This is a genomic window from Nitrospirota bacterium (genome assembly GCA_023229435.1).
GTDB lineage: Bacteria > Nitrospirota > UBA9217 > UBA9217 > UBA9217 > JALNZF01.
Genome location: JALNZF010000004.1, coordinates 152,788 through 167,866 on the forward strand (window position 1 = coordinate 152,788; position 15,079 = coordinate 167,866).

Below are 15,079 nucleotides of genomic sequence, written 5' to 3' on the forward strand. Positions count from 1 at the left end.
GGTCACCGGCCCTTTTTCCTGACAAAAATATCGGACAGCGTCTTCCTGAGCGCGGGAGCATCCGCGTTGTTCTCGATCACACCGTTCACGACCATTGAGATCTCCCCGGTCTCCTCGGACACGACCACCACGACGGCATCGCTTTCCTCGGTGAGGCCGACGGCCGCGCGGTGGCGCGTGCCGAGCGATTTGGAGAGGTTCGAAGACAACGTGAGCGGCAGAAAGCACCCTGCCGCGATGAGCCTGCCGCTCCGGATGATCGCGGCCCCGTCATGGATCGGCGAATAGGGGAGAAAGATGCTGATGAGAATCTCCTTCGTGACCTTGGCATCCAGCTCAATGCCCATCTCCACGATGGTCGTAAGGTCCGTGTCGCGTTCAAGAACGATGAGTGCGCCGATCCGTTTGTTGGCCATGTTGACGGCCGCTTTGACCGTTTCTTCAATGAACTTGGAGCCCTCGACCCCGGAGAGAGAGCGGAACAGGTGGCGCTCGCCGACCCGGGCGAGGGTGCGCCTGATCTCGGGCTGGAACAGGATCACGACGGCGAGCACGATCTGCGACCAGAAGCTGTGGATGAGCCAGTCGAGCGTGTAGAACGCAAAGGCCTGAGAGGCGATGAGCACCAGCACGATAAGCCCGATGCCGATGAGCATCTGAAAGGCGCGCGTGCCCTTTATGATGAGCAGCAGCCGGTAAATGATATAGTAGACGAGCGCTATGTCCACCGTATCATTGAACCAGCGATAGTGCGTCAGGGCCTCGCGTATTTCGGTGAAGTTGGTCATGATTTTAATTACAGTTCAGTGTTCGTAGTTCAAAGTTAAAAGTGTAAAACCGGATGTACACAGACATTGAAAGCTTTTTTTCTGAACTCTTAACTCTGAACCATGAACTATGAACTTTGAACTGATTTAAGAATTGCATCCGTCACCTTCGCCACCTGCGCCATACGCGCCACGTCATGGACCCGCACGACGCGGGCGCCGCGCTCGATCCCGATTGCCACGGCGGCGGCGGTGCCGTCAACGCGCTGCTCGGGCGTTGGGACGTCCAGGATCGTGCCGATGAACTTTTTTCGCGAGGGGCCAAGCAGGATCGGCCTGCCGAGGGCGCGAAATTCCTCCAGCCTGTTCAGGATAACGAGATTGTGCTCGAGCGTCTTGCCGAAACCGATGCCCGGGTCGATGAGTATCTTCTCGCGGTCCACGCCTGCCTTCAAGGCGATCTCGATCCCTTCCTCCAGATAGGCCATGACCTCGCCGACGACATCGTCATACACGGGGTCCTGCTGCATATCGCGCGGCGTTCCTTTGATGTGCATGATGACCACGGCAACGCCGGAATCAGCCACCACGTTCGCCATGTCGGGCGAGAACCGGAGCCCGCTGATGTCGTTCACGATCCCCGCGCCGGCCTCGATCGCTATTTTCGCCACCGATGACTTATAGGTATCGACCGATATCGGGACCGCAAGCTCGGCTGAAAGGCGCTCGATGAGCGGGATGATCCTGCGGAGCTCTTCCTCCCGGGGCAGGGGCGCCGCCCCGGGCCGGGTGGACTCCCCGCCGATATCGATGATGTCGGCTCCCGCGGCGGCCATGTCACGGGCATGAGCGAGGGCCAGCTCAGCGTCGGCATACTGCCCGCCATCGGAGAAGGAATCAGGGGTCACGTTCAGGATGCCCATGATGTGTGTGCGGCTGCCGAGGTCGAGGACCTTCCCCCTGCAATCAATCTTATAATCCGAGCGCAGGTAGTTGTCAAGCAGAGAGTAACCGTTTTGTGAAAGAGATGAGGGGATGCGATGGTCGGCAGCCAGAAGAGAAAAAAGTCTTCTCAGCTGTCCGGGGCTGCCGGTCAGGACCATTGCGGAGGGTCGGTTGCCGGCGGTCTTATTGTGTGGTGAAGAAAAAAAGATCGGAGCAGGGTTTGAGCCTGCTCCGCTGTCAGATGATCGGACGATACTATTGAGGACGGCTGTCTGCCCGGAGGTGAGACCGTTCAGGGTTATTGCAAGCGCCCCACGGCCGGAGATCCGGAGGACAGGCTCCATACTGCCCTCCTAAGCCGCTACAGGCTGAGCGTTGATGATCGCGTCGATGTCAGCGGCATCGAGGGTCTCTTTCTCGAGCAGTGCGTTTGCCAGGTTATGCAGCAGCGACTCACGGTCCTGAATCAGTGTCCTGGCCCGGTGGTAGTTGTCCATGACGATACGCTTTACTTCCTTGTCGATCTCGATGGCCGTGTTCTCGCTGTAGTCGCGGTGCTGCGCGATCTCGCGGCCCAGGAATATCGCCTCTTCCTTTTTGCCGTAGGACAGCGGCCCCATGGCATCGCTCATTCCCCACTCGCAGACCATCTTCCGGGCGAGCGTTGTGGCGCGCTCGAGGTCATTGCCCGCGCCCGTGGTCATATGCTGGAGCGCGATCTCTTCCGCGGCCCTGCCGCCGAGCAGAATGGCTATGTTGTTGAGCAGATGCTCACGGTCGTAGGAATACCGGTCGGCCGTGGGGAGCTGGAGCGTGACGCCGAGGGCCATGCCGCGCGGGATGATCGAGACCTTGTGCACGGGGTCGGTCCCGGGGATGAGCCTGGCTACCATGGTATGGCCCGCCTCGTGGTAGGCCGTGTTCTTCTTTTCCTCATCGCTGATCAGCATGGACTTGCGCTCGAGGCCCATCAGGATCTTGTCCTTGGCGTGCTCAAAATCGTCGGTCTCGACCTGCGTCTTGCCCAGCCGGCCTGCCAGCAGCGCGGCCTCGTTCACCAGGTTCGCCAGTTCCGCGCCGGACAAGCCGGGGGTGCCGCGCGCGATGGACTCGATGTCCACGTGCGGCGCGAGCTTGATCTTCTGCGTATGCACCTTAAGCACACCGATCCTGCCGTTCAAGTCTGGCCGCGGGAGCACAACCATGCGGTCGAACCTGCCCGGCCTGAGGAGCGCCGGATCGAGCACATCGGGACGGTTCGTGGCTGCCACGAGGATCACGCCCTCGTTGCTTTCGAACCCGTCCATCTCCACGAGGAGCTGGTTCAGGGTCTGTTCGCGCTCGTCATGACCGCCGCCGAGGCCCGCGCCGCGGTGCCTGCCCACGGCGTCGATCTCGTCGATAAAGATGATGCACGGCGCGTTCTTCTTGCCCTGCTCGAAGAGATCGCGGACGCGCGACGCGCCCACGCCGACGAACATCTCGACGAAATCAGATCCGCTGATCGAGAGGAACGGTACGCCCGCCTCGCCGGCGATGGCCCGAGCCAGGAGGGTTTTGCCCGTGCCCGGGGGGCCGACGAGCAGCACACCCTTCGGTATCTTGCCGCCGAGTTTCTGAAACTTCTGGGGATCTTTCAGGATGTCGATGATCTCCTGGACCTCCACTTTGGCCTCATCCATGCCCGCCACTTCACTGAAGGTCACCTTTTTGGAGCTCTCGTTCAGGAGCTTGGCCTTGCTCTTGCCGAACGACATGGCCTTGTTCCCGCCCATCTGCATGTTGCGCATGATGAACAGGAACCAGAGCGCCATGAGAATGAGCGGCGCCCAGACCACGAGGAAGCTGTACCATGCGGACTCTTTTACCGGCTCCGCATTGATCTTCACGCCCTTGGAGCGAAGGTCCTTGACGAGGTCGGGATAGTCCGGCAGGTTGGTCTTGAAGGATTTGCCGGTCTTGTAATTGCCGAGCATTTCCGCGCCTTTGATCGTGACGTCGTTCACTTCCCCGGTCGAGATCTTGTCCATGACATCGCTGAAGGGTATCTGGACAGCGGTCTGGCTGACGGGATTGAATAGATTGAAGATGAGCACCGATACCACGACGAACAACAGTATCAGCGCCAGATTTTTATAGAATGCGCTCACTGATAGGAACCTCCGTTTGCTTCGCAATTGTAAATTGGAAATTGAAGATTGGAAAGTGAAAATTGAATGATTTCATCACCATAGAAAATTCAACACGCAACCTTCATTACCGGGAATAGTAACATATTCCCGTGCGTATGACAACAGTTTATCCGTTCTATCCCTGCTCCGATACGACTCTCGGGAAACCGGCTGATTTGTCACGCCAAATTCCCTGTTGCTGCAGAACCGTCATACGGCTGTTACGGGGCCTGCCGCTCCTCCACGGGGAGCACGGCGATATAAGGCAGATTGCGGTAGCGGTCTTTGTAGTCCAGTCCGTAGCCGACCACGTATTTGTTCGGGATGCGGAACCCCGCGTAGTCCGCCTCGATCGGCACCTGCCGGCGGTCGGTTTTGTCGAGCAGTACGCACACCTTGAGAGAAGCCGGCCCCCGGCCGAGGAGCATTTTTTTGAGGTAATCGATGGTCACCCCGGAGTCCATGATATCCTCGATCAGCAGAACGTGCTTTCCTTTGATATCTTCTTTCATGTCGCACAGCATTCGGACCGGATTGCCGTCCTTGCCCTGGGTGGCGGAACTGGTGCAGTGGATGAAGTCCATCCTGACGGAGATCCTGAGTGAACGGAGCAGGTCGGACATAAAAAAAAGCGCGCCCTTGAGGACCCCGACCGCGAGCAGGTCCTTGTCGGCATAGTCTGTCGAGACCCGCGAGCCTATCTCCTGTATCTTCCGCTGGATCTCCTCACGCGTAAAAAGCGGTTTTCCAAAATCGATGCCTACCATTGGGGATCCTCCTGAAAAATATGGAAAAGCAGGTACTCGGTCACGGTTACGATGCCCGTTTTGTCTGACGGGAACGTGGTTCGTGTTTTTCCGTACCTGTTCAACGATTTCCGATACGGGCCTCGTTACCGTTACCCAACGACGGTCCTATCCCTCACCGTTATCGTCAGAATTCGCTTCGTATCCGCGCCGGCGAGGAATCGCTCGTCCGTCCTCATCCCCACCACCCACAGAATGTCCTCTCCCGAGCAGAGCAGGGGAACGAGGCCGCGTTTCCTGCGGGGAACCTTTTCGTCAACGAAGTAGTCCTGTATCTTCTTGCGTTTGCCGCCCATCCCGGATGGACAGAACCAGTCACCGGGATGCCTGCTCCTGAGCATCAAAGCCGGTCCTATCTTATCATAATCGAACAGGGCCTGCCATATATAATTTAAATCTTCCTGCTCATCCGGGAGCCGATCGGCGACCAGTGTCTCGATCTCCATGCGGAGCTCCGATTGCACGGTAACGCCGGGCATCAGGATCACCCGGGAGAAGTCATCTGTTCCCGATTGAGCGCTGATAACGAACCGGTCGTATTCGCGGCCGATCGTCAAGCCGGCAAGCAGATTCATGGTTCTGCCGGTTCGGGCGGCGGCCATGAACGTGATGGCCTCATCGATCTGTATCCGGGACAGTCCGGAGGATTCCACCCCGGCAAGATCCGCTGCTTTTATCAGCAGTCTGCGCCTGAACGCGGGGGGCAGCGTATTGAATTCATTTCTCTTCACAAAGACGGTGTTTTCCTTCCGTGCCAGGATGCTGTCGGCGAGTGTTGCGCAATATCCCTCGACTGCCTCATCTTCGTCCCTGAGCTGGCCGGCCTCTGCCGCAAGCGTTGCGACGATCCGGGGATTGAAGCGTTGCAGTACGGGCAGCACCTCCATCCGTATCCTGTTCCGCGTATACAGAGGCTTGGTGTTCGACGGGTCGGTTGCAAAGGCGAGTCCCGTCCTTTTCAGATAGTCCAGCACCTCTTCCCGCGTGATATCGATCAACGGACGGATAATGTTGTCCCGCACCGGGGGGATGGCCGAGAGGCCGGAGGCGCCGGCGCCGCGTATGAGCCGCATGAGGAAGGTCTCGGCCTGATCGTTCGCCGTATGGCCGGTAGCGATGTGAGCGGAATCGCTCATCATTGCCGTTCGTTGTAAAAAATCATATCGTACCTTCCGGGCGCCCTCCTGCGAAGACAGTCCGCGTTCACGACAGTAGGCGGGCACGTCAAACTTCTCGATGGTCGCAGGGATATTGAACGTTTTCGCAAGTTCCGCTACGAACACCGCCTCGTCAGCGGATTCTTTTCCCCGGAACAGGTGGTCAAGATGCGCGACATGGAGTGTCAGGTCGAGATCTTTCGCCAACACCCGGAGGACACCCAGAAGGCAGACCGAGTCCGGCCCGCCCGAGACCGCGACAAGCACCCGGTCCCCGGGGTTCAGCATGGAGTATTTCTTTATGGTTTCTTTGACCTTGGTTAGCAGCATGATCTGTGAACTGGGGATGCCACCGGAAGCGGCATCCGGTGATTTCTTCATAATTCTATATTATATATGGTCAGCTAATTATGTTTATGATAAGAAAAAGCGAAGAGGAAAATGGTGGCGGTGCAGGGACTCGAACCCCGGACACAGGGATTATGATTCCCCTGCTCTACCAGCTGAGCTACACCGCCACGTGAAAAATCAGAGGCACAAGATACTGTATTGCGGACTTTTTGTCAAGAAAAAGCGTCTGATATCTGTCCGATCCGTCTGATCTGCCAGATCGGTCCGATCATTATTCCTTGAACCTCGTCTCTTCCTTCTGGATATTTTCCAGGGTCTCTTTATTCGTTTTGCAGGCGACGCAGTACCGGGCAAGAGGATTCACCGCAAGGCGCTTGATATCGATCTCTTCTCCGCACTCCTCACACTCTCCATAGGTATTGCTCTGGAGCTTGCGGAAAGCGTCGGCGATGTCCTTGTATTGCGCGTATTTCATTTCCAGGAGCGAGTAATCGATGCCCTGGTCCACGTCAAGCGCTGACTGATCGGCGCTGTCCATGGCCGAGTCGATCTTCTGCCCCGTCTCACGGGCCAGCTTTCGGCCCATCTGGGACTCCAGGCCTTCCACAACCTCATTCCGTTTTTTGAGCAGCATTTTTTTCAGTACCTCATTCCGTTTCCGCTCAGCCAGGGATATCCGTCGTTTGGGTAGTACGGTCATTGCGGAAGATTCCAGCTTTGAGGATTCCGGTTTTATGGTTTTTTTCGCTTTTTTAGGGGTGACCTTTCGGGCGGTTTTCCGGGCCGTTTTCTTTTTGACCGTGCTTGCCTTTGCAGCGGATCTCTTCACGGTTTTTTTGGCCGTTTTTTTCTTGGTGGGTCTTGCGGGCTTGGCAGCCTTTTTCTTCTTTGCACCTTTTTTTACCGCCATAATGGTACTCCCTCCTGCTCAGTTGGCAACGTAAGGTAGGTATTATAGTAATGTATTAAAGCAAATTCAAGACAATTTGTCAGGAACAGAAAGAAAATTTTCCCCTGTCATGCCTGACGAAACAGGGCATTTACAAGGGAAAGCAGCCATTTGACGGTTTTTCCGGTTATTATGACCGACGTGGATATCCCGGTCAAAACAGTACGAACTGTTTAAAAACGCGCATTATATTTTTTATGACAGGCGGCGGTTGATGTGTTATTATATCAAAAAGTCATAGAAAGGCCATTTTCACGCTGGAGGAGGGGCAGATGAGAAAATATATTCTTGTTGCGATAGTTGCCGCACTTGCCGGATCGGGGTGTTCAAGCGTGGTGGCGAAGAACTTCAAGGTTTTTGCGGACCCGCCGGATGCGACCATCAGGGTCGTTTCGGGCGTGGAGTTGAAGGAGCAGCGGTACCGCCCGCCCGCGACCATTACGGCCGGAGTGCCGAAAGACCCCGCGCTTGCGGCGAAGGCGTTCCTTGAGGTGAGCAAGGACAACTATCGGCAGAAGACCATTTTGCTACGTGACATCAATGAAGGCGATACCCTGAATATCAAGCTGGAGAAGATCCTGCATGATCTCGTCAGATACAAGCTGTCGTACCGGCTCATCAGCCCCGTGGTGTCCCAGGAACTCCGGTTCCGGGACAAGAACATATCCGTCTCCTTTGCCGTCGGCGAACACGGTTTCGAGATGCAGTTCGAAAACCTCAGCCCCTATGATGTGAAAATCCTGTGGGACCGCGCCGAGTATACGGATATGAGCGGGCAAACGCAGCGGCTCATGCATTCCGGAGTACGTTTCCCGGACCGGAACAATCCAATTCCCGACCAGTTTGTCCTGTCCCGGAGCTCGGTGCAGGAGACCGTGATCCCGATCAGCAATGTGTACGTGTTGCCGCAGAGAAAGGGGTATGATATTCGCCCCCTGTTCCCGGTCGAGAGCGATGTCGCGGCGGGATTGAAGGGGAAAAAAGTCATCCTCTTTATCCCGGTAGAGATCAACCGCCAGATCATTCCCTATAATTTCAAGATCGAGATAACGAACTCCGTGAAGGAGATCATCAAAGAGTGATCCTGCGTCTTTTGTCCATTTTTCATTGTTCGGCTGCGGTCACGCGGCCCGTTTCGTCAGGTGGTCATGGCGTTCGTTTTTTTTAAGCCGTTGCCGAATGCCGAACTACGATACGGGCATCGTAACCGTTTGACATTTCCGCAGGTTTGCAGCTGGAAGCCCGATATGATTTACATCATAGCTCTTTTATTGAAATCGGTATAAAGTAGGCCCATGTTTAAAGAAGGTTGTCCAGGAAGCATTGAGATACGGTCGCCGAAGCCGGAGGATATCCGGTGCCAGAAGTGCGGCGAAAAGTTAGAGATCTGGAGCGATGAGCCGGAAACAGCCTGCAAGAAGTGCGGCCATCTGAACGCCCGGCCGATCGGCACGTCCTGTGTCGAATGGTGCGCCTATGCCAGGGAATGCGTCGGCGTTGAGAAGCTCGAGAAGCTCCTGAAAGCCGCCAAAGGCTGAGCAGTATTTCCCTCCGCCATACCGCCTTTCTGCTGAAAACCGATACATACTGTCTCTTAAAAATTCACGTAACTACTCAGATCAACGAAAAGGGCGCCTCGCGCAAAGCCGCAAAGTCGCAAAGTAAAGCAGGTCCTGTTTTTGGCTTAACTCAAGATTCCAGGGCTTCTGACTTTCTTAGCGACTTTGCGGCTTTGCGCGAAAACGTTTTGGCTTTTTGTAAGTTAGCACCAAGTAGATGCCATTTTACATTAATTAAAAAACCGCCGGATAGCTTCTCGCATTCCTTCAAGAAAATCCCTGTCATGATTCAAAACGCGCCCCCTGGTTCCCGGACACCGTGAGTAATGGTCCGGGAGATTATTCTCTTGAATTCCTGCATAAAAATGATAATATGCAATGCTAACGAATTATTTTAACGCGGGCGGAGAGAAGACAGATGATCGGAACGATTCTGAGAAAAATATTCGGCACCGCAAATGAGCGGGAACTGAAGCGCATTCAGGTGCTGGTGGATGAGATCAACGCGTTCGAGCAGGGAATTGCCGGCCTCGCGGACGCGGCCTTGCGGGCCAAGACGGACGAGTTCAAAAAGAGGCTCGAAGACGGGGAGACGCTTGACGATCTCCTTCCCGAGGCATTTGCCGTGGTGCGCGAGACGTCCAAACGGACGCTCGGCATGCGCCACTTTGACGCGCAGCTCATCGGCGGCATCGTGCTGCACCAGGGAAGGATCGCGGAGATGAAGACCGGCGAAGGCAAGACCCTCGTGGCCACGCTGCCGGTGTACTTGAACGGTCTCACCGGCAAGGGCGTGCATGTGGTCACCGTGAACGACTACCTCGCCCGGCGTGACTCACTGTGGATGGGCCCGATCTACAACTTCCTCGGCCTGACTGTGGGCGTGATCGTCCATGGCCTGAATGACGAACAGCGACAGCAAGCCTACGGCTCCGATGTGACCTACGGCACGAACAACGAGTTCGGCTTCGATTATCTGCGCGATAACATGAAATTCGACCTCGCGGACTATGCTCAGCGCGAGCTCAACTTTGCCATCGTGGACGAGGTGGATTCAATCCTGATCGACGAGGCCAGAACCCCGCTCATCATCTCCGGCCCCACGGAAGATTCCACGGACAAGTATTACAAGATCAATCGCATCATCCCGAGCCTGAAGAAAGACGCCGACTACACCATCGAGGAAAAGACCAAGACCGCGGCCCTGACCGAAGAGGGCAACATCAAGGTGGAAAAGATGCTCGGCGCCGGCAATTTGTACGACCCTTCGAACGTGGACCTCGTGCACCATGTGCACCAGGCCTTGAAGGCCCATGCCCTGTTCAATCGCGACGTGGACTACGTGGTCAAGGATGACCAGGTGATGATCGTGGACGAGTTCACAGGCAGGCTCATGCCCGGCAGGCGCTGGAGCGACGGACTGCACCAGGCCATTGAGGCCAAGGAGAACGTCAAGATCGAGAATGAGAACCAGACGCTGGCTTCGATCACGTTCCAGAACTACTTCCGGCTCTACGGCAAGCTCGCGGGCATGACCGGCACGGCGGAGACCGAGGCCGCGGAGTTCGCGAAGATCTACAACCTCGACGTGCTCATGATCCCGACGCACAAGCCCATGATCCGCATCGACAGCGCCGATTTCATCTACAAGACCGAGCAGGGGAAGTTCAATTCAACCATCAAAGAGATCGAAGAACTGCATAAAAAAGGCCAACCCGTGCTCGTCGGCACCATCTCGATCGTCAAGTCCGAGACCCTGGCGTCGATGCTCAAGAAAAAGGGCATCAGGCATACGGTGCTGAACGCCAAGTACCACGAAATGGAGGCGGAGATCGTGGCGCAGGCGGGCCGCTACGCCGCGGTCACGATCGCCACGAACATGGCTGGCCGCGGCACCGACATCGTGCTGGGGGGCAATCCCGAGGGCCTCGCGCGCCAGACGCTGAAAGGCAAGGAGTATACGAAAGAAGAGTGGGACAAGACGCTTGCACAGTGCATAGCGCAATGCGCTGACGAAAAAGAGAAGGTCATTGCCGCGGGCGGTCTGCACATTCTCGGCACGGAACGGCATGAGGCGCGCCGGATCGACAACCAGCTTCGCGGCCGTTCGGGCCGCCAGGGCGACCCCGGCTCTTCGCGGTTCTATCTTTCGCTCGAGGACGACCTCCTCAGGATCTTCGGGTCCGACCGCATCGCGGGCCTCATGGGCAGGCTCGGTATGGAAGAGGACGTGCCGATCGAACACCGCATGGTGTCGAGGGCCATCGAGAACGCCCAGAAGAAGGTTGAAAATCAAAACTTCGAGATGCGCAAGCACGTCCTCGAATACGACGACGTCATGGACCAGCAGCGGAAGGTGATTTACGAGCAGCGCCGCCAGCTCCTTGCGGGTACCGACCTCAAGGAAGAAGTGATCGGACTTGCCGAGGAAATGCTCGACGGGATGGTCGATTTTTACTGTCCCGAGGGCGCCTACCCGGAGAACTGGGATGTAACGGGCCTCAAGGACGTGCTCGCGGCCAAATTTGCGTATCACGCAGGCGCCGATCTTGACCTCCCGTCCCTGTCGCGCGAAGAACTTCGCGAGAAGCTCTGGGAAGCGTTGAAGCAGAGCTACGACGCCAAGGAGCAGCAGATCGGGTCCGAGCTCATGCGCCACCTCGAGAAGGTCTTCATGCTCCAGGCCGTTGACCACCAGTGGAAAGACCATCTGCTCGCCATGGACCATTTAAAGGAAGGCATCGGGCTTCGCGGTTACGGCCAGAAGGACCCGCTCATCGAATACAAAAGAGAAGGCTTCGATATGTTCGAGGAAATGAAACTGCGCATCGTAGAATCCACGGTCGAGAACCTCTTCAGGATCAAGGTCGCCGCCAAGGAGCAGGGCGAAGAGATCGAGCGGAAGCAGAAACGCCAGGTAGCCAACCTCAGCTTTGTCGGGGCCGGGGACGCTGCGGCCAAGCCCGCCGAGCCCGTGCACGTGGGCACGAAGGTCGGCAGGAACGATCCCTGCCCGTGCGGGAGCGGGAAGAAGTACAAGAAGTGCCATGGGAAGTGATTCGAGTTTCCCCGATTAAAACATTCGAGGACAGGCTCTGTTCGGAGTTGAAAACAAACGTTTATTGGACGCGGATTTTCACGGATGCCCAAGAAAGAAAGGAAAGAGTAATGATGAAATATTCAGGTTTCCCGGTTCTCGTTTTAGGTTTGGCGCTTTTATTCAGCGTTCAACCGGCATTCTCTCAGGCCAGTGAGGAATACCAGACGCTGAAAAAGGAGGTCGACGGGCTCAAGAAGGATATTCAGGACATCAAAAAACTCGTGGAGACTAAACTGGCAGCGGGGCCTAAACCGGCATCAGCGCCACCAAGAGCTGAAGTCAAGGATGCAATAATCAACATCAAGGGCGCTCCCATAAAGGGAGACAAGAATGCGAAGCTTGTCTTTATAGAATTTTCGGATTATCAATGACCAGTCTGCGTACGACACGCCCGTGAGATGCGTGCGAAGATAGAGAAGGGATTTGTTGAAACCGGAAAAATGAGACTTGTTTTTATGGATTTTCCCCTCGAAATGCACCGAAAAGCATTCAAGGCGGCAGTAGCCGGCCTTTGCGCGGGAGACCAAGGTAAGTTCTGGCAAATGAATGAGAAACTTTTTGACAACACGACCTACAGCGGGACCTATCTGGATCCGGAAAATCTAATAAAATATGCCGAAGAACTAAAACTGGATATGACCGTTTTCAAGGCGTGTCTTGAAGGCGAAAAACACGATGCGGAGATCAGACAGCGCATAGAGGAAGGTACAAAGGCCGGAGTTTCCGGCACTCCGGGGTTCATCCTGGGCTTTATACAGGCAGACGGCACGGTAAAAGAGGTAAAGAGACAGCTGGGCGCGACTGATCTGTACAGCCAATATGAATACTTAATTAACCAGGCGTTTGCTTCCAAGCACTAGGAATTGCGCTGAGAGCGGGGCACGGCCCCGCTCTCAGCAGTTTTGACCTGAGTAGTCTCGAATAGTCCGCGTTTCTCCCTTTGCATCCTTTGCAATAAATCAATTGTCCTCGTGAGGTACTTGCAAAACTGTTTGTCATCCCCGAACGTCTCTATCGGGGATATGGTTTTTTCAAACAGTTAGAACCAGATTCCCGCTCAGAAGCGCTGCGGGAATGACGGAATTGGGACTTTTGCAAGATTCTCGCCTTTGTTGACCTCATCCTGATTATCGAGTAATATATCGCATGCCGAAATTCAAGATCACATCGGAGTATGTGCCGACCGGCGACCAGCCCCAGGCGATCGAACTGCTCGCCGACGGCATTGTCAAGGGGCTCGAACACCAGGTCCTGCTCGGGGTAACGGGATCGGGCAAGACCTTCACCATCGCGAACGTGATCGAGAAGGTTCAGAGGCCCGCGCTCGTGATCGCGCACAACAAGACACTGGCCGCCCAGCTCTACAACGAGTTCAAGGAGCTTTTCCCCGGGAACGCGGTGGAGTACTTTGTCTCCTATTACGACTACTACCAGCCCGAGGCCTATCTTCCGACCACGGACACCTACATCGAGAAGGACTCGTCCATCAACGAGCAGATCGACCGTATGCGCCACTCGGCTACCACCTCTCTCTTCGAGCGGAATGACGTGATCGTTGTTTCCTCTGTCTCGTGCATCTACGGTCTTGGTTCACCCGAGGCGTACCACGGCATGCTGCTGTTCCTGGAGCAGGGGCAGCGCATCGACCGGAACGAGATCCTGCGGAAGCTCGTGGATATCCAGTATTCCCGGAACGATTTCGATTTCCAGCGCGGTACGTTCCGGGTGCGCGGGGACGTGGTAGAGATCTTTCCGGCCTCGTACGAGGACGCGGCGATCCGCGTTGAGCTTTTCGGCGATGAGATCGATTCGATCTCGGTGTTCGATCCGCTCCTCGGCACGTCCCGCCAGAAGCTCGAGAAGGTCGCCATCTACCCCGGCAGCCATTACGTGATCCCCGAGTCGCGCATGAAGGCGGCCATCGACGGCATCCACGAGGAACTCAGGGATCGCATCCAGCAGTTCCGCAGGATGAACAAACTTGTCGAGGCGCAGCGCATCGAACAGCGCACGATGTTCGATCTTGAGATGATCCAGGAGATGGGCTTCTGCCACGGCATCGAGAACTATTCCCGCCACCTTTCGGGCCGGTCCCCCGGCGAGCCGCCGCCGACCTTGCTCGATTACTTTCCGAAGGATTTTCTTCTGGTCGTGGACGAGTCCCATGCCACCGTCCCGCAGATCGGCGGCATGTTCAACGGCGACCGCGCCAGGAAAATGAATCTTGTTGAATACGGCTTCCGCCTGCCGTCGGCGCTGGACAACCGGCCGCTCAATTTCGAGGAGTTCGAGCAGCGGGTCCACCAGACCGTGTATGTGTCGGCCACGCCGGCGGACTTCGAGGTCGCGAAGTCCGGCAAACGTATCATCGAGCAGGTGATCCGGCCCACGGGCCTCACGGACCCGCGGATCGAGATCAGGCCGGCCACGGGACAGGTGGACGATCTCCTGAACGAGATCAGAAAAAGGGCCGAGTCGAAAGAGCGCGTGCTCGTCACCACGCTCACGAAGCGCATGGCGGAGGACCTGACGGAATACTACAAGGAATTGAACGTGAAGGTGGCGTACCTCCACTCCGATATTGACACCCTCGAACGGGTGGACATCATCCGCGACCTGCGCATGGGGAAATACGATGTTCTGATCGGCATCAACCTCCTGCGCGAGGGGCTGGACATCCCCGAGGTCTCGCTCGTCGCCATCCTTGATGCCGACAAGGAAGGGTTCCTGCGTTCAGCCCGCTCGCTCATCCAGACCATGGGACGCGCGGCGCGGCACGTGAACGGCGAGGTGATCCTCTATGCGGAGAAGATCACCGATTCCATGAGAAACGCCATCAACGAGACCAACCGGCGCCGCACGGTGCAGGAAGCCTACAACAGGATGCACAACATCACGCCGCAGTCGATCAAGAAGAACATCCAGGCAACGCTGCGCACGGTGTATGAGCAGGATTACTTCACCGTGCCGATCGCCGCTGAAGAGGCGGGCGAGTATCTGCAGACCGTGAACATCCCCAAATTCATCGCGTCGCTTCAGCAACAGATGCGCGCCGCGGCGAAAGAGCTGGACTTTGAGACAGCGGCAGAACTGCGCGACAAGATCAGGTCGCTCCAGCAGAAGGAGCTGGCGGTGGGGGTGAAGGTGGAGTGAGATTTAGAGTTGGGAGTGGGGAGTTCGGAGTAAGGAATAGAAGGCGAAGGACGAGGGACGAAGGACAAGGGACAAAACCGTTCACCGCAGAGGACGCAGAGAACTTCTTGAATTACATAAC

12 protein-coding genes and 1 tRNA gene are annotated in these 15,079 nt (G+C 56.3%); 6 read left to right on the top strand and 7 right to left on the bottom strand.

Going from position 1 to position 15,079, the window contains the following annotated elements:
• Nucleotides 1–2: 2 nt before the first annotated feature.
• The 7 genes from cdaA to M0R70_04885 all read right to left on the bottom strand — a co-directional run bounded on the left by cdaA (nt 3) and on the right by M0R70_04885 (nt 7,107).
• On the bottom strand, nt 3–788 hold the full coding sequence (gene cdaA, locus M0R70_04855) for a diadenylate cyclase CdaA (protein ID MCK9418694.1): 786 nt from the start codon (nt 786–788) through the stop codon (nt 3–5).
• Between the two features lie 107 nt (nt 789–895).
• Nucleotides 896–2,056 (bottom strand): dihydropteroate synthase, encoded by a 1,161-nt coding sequence (folP, locus tag M0R70_04860; protein MCK9418695.1) that lies wholly within the window; start codon nt 2,054–2,056, stop codon nt 896–898.
• 9 nt (nt 2,057–2,065) lie between these two features.
• On the bottom strand, nt 2,066–3,862 hold the full coding sequence (ftsH, locus tag M0R70_04865) for an ATP-dependent zinc metalloprotease FtsH (GenBank protein MCK9418696.1): 1,797 nt from the start codon (nt 3,860–3,862) through the stop codon (nt 2,066–2,068).
• 242 nt (nt 3,863–4,104) lie between these two features.
• Nucleotides 4,105–4,650 (bottom strand): hypoxanthine phosphoribosyltransferase, encoded by a 546-nt coding sequence (gene hpt / locus M0R70_04870; protein ID MCK9418697.1) that lies wholly within the window; start codon nt 4,648–4,650, stop codon nt 4,105–4,107.
• Between the two features lie 131 nt (nt 4,651–4,781).
• Nucleotides 4,782–6,227 carry a tRNA lysidine(34) synthetase TilS gene (tilS, locus tag M0R70_04875; GenBank protein ID MCK9418698.1) on the bottom strand — a complete coding sequence of 482 codons (1,446 nt, stop codon included), beginning with the start codon at nt 6,225–6,227 and terminating at the stop codon, nt 4,782–4,784.
• 61 nt (nt 6,228–6,288) lie between these two features.
• Nucleotides 6,289–6,364, bottom strand: a tRNA-Met gene (locus tag M0R70_04880).
• Between the two features lie 104 nt (nt 6,365–6,468).
• The gene (locus M0R70_04885) at nt 6,469–7,107 is read right to left on the bottom strand and encodes a TraR/DksA C4-type zinc finger protein (protein MCK9418699.1); all 639 of its coding nucleotides are present in this window, start codon (nt 7,105–7,107) and stop codon (nt 6,469–6,471) included.
• A gap of 311 nt (nt 7,108–7,418) precedes the next feature.
• On the opposite strand from M0R70_04885, the gene M0R70_04890 reads away from it, so the two are divergent.
• The 6 genes from M0R70_04890 to uvrB all read left to right on the top strand — a co-directional run bounded on the left by M0R70_04890 (nt 7,419) and on the right by uvrB (nt 14,958).
• Nucleotides 7,419–8,228 carry a hypothetical protein gene (locus M0R70_04890; protein MCK9418700.1) on the top strand — a complete coding sequence of 270 codons (810 nt, stop codon included), beginning with the start codon at nt 7,419–7,421 and terminating at the stop codon, nt 8,226–8,228.
• 213 nt (nt 8,229–8,441) lie between these two features.
• Complete coding sequence (locus M0R70_04895) at nt 8,442–8,684, top strand: hypothetical protein (GenBank protein MCK9418701.1); 243 nt, start codon at nt 8,442–8,444, stop codon at nt 8,682–8,684.
• A gap of 439 nt (nt 8,685–9,123) precedes the next feature.
• Nucleotides 9,124–11,763 carry a preprotein translocase subunit SecA gene (gene secA / locus M0R70_04900; protein ID MCK9418702.1) on the top strand — a complete coding sequence of 880 codons (2,640 nt, stop codon included), beginning with the start codon at nt 9,124–9,126 and terminating at the stop codon, nt 11,761–11,763.
• A 110-nt stretch (nt 11,764–11,873) separates the two neighbouring features.
• Nucleotides 11,874–12,176, top strand: coding sequence for a hypothetical protein (locus M0R70_04905; GenBank protein MCK9418703.1), 303 nt, complete (start codon nt 11,874–11,876; stop codon nt 12,174–12,176).
• Between the two features lie 27 nt (nt 12,177–12,203).
• The gene (locus M0R70_04910) at nt 12,204–12,665 is read left to right on the top strand and encodes a DsbA family protein (protein MCK9418704.1); all 462 of its coding nucleotides are present in this window, start codon (nt 12,204–12,206) and stop codon (nt 12,663–12,665) included.
• Nucleotides 12,666–12,951: 286 nt separating this feature from the next.
• Nucleotides 12,952–14,958, top strand: coding sequence for an excinuclease ABC subunit UvrB (gene uvrB / locus M0R70_04915; GenBank protein ID MCK9418705.1), 2,007 nt, complete (start codon nt 12,952–12,954; stop codon nt 14,956–14,958).
• Nucleotides 14,959–15,079: the final 121 nt, after the last annotated feature.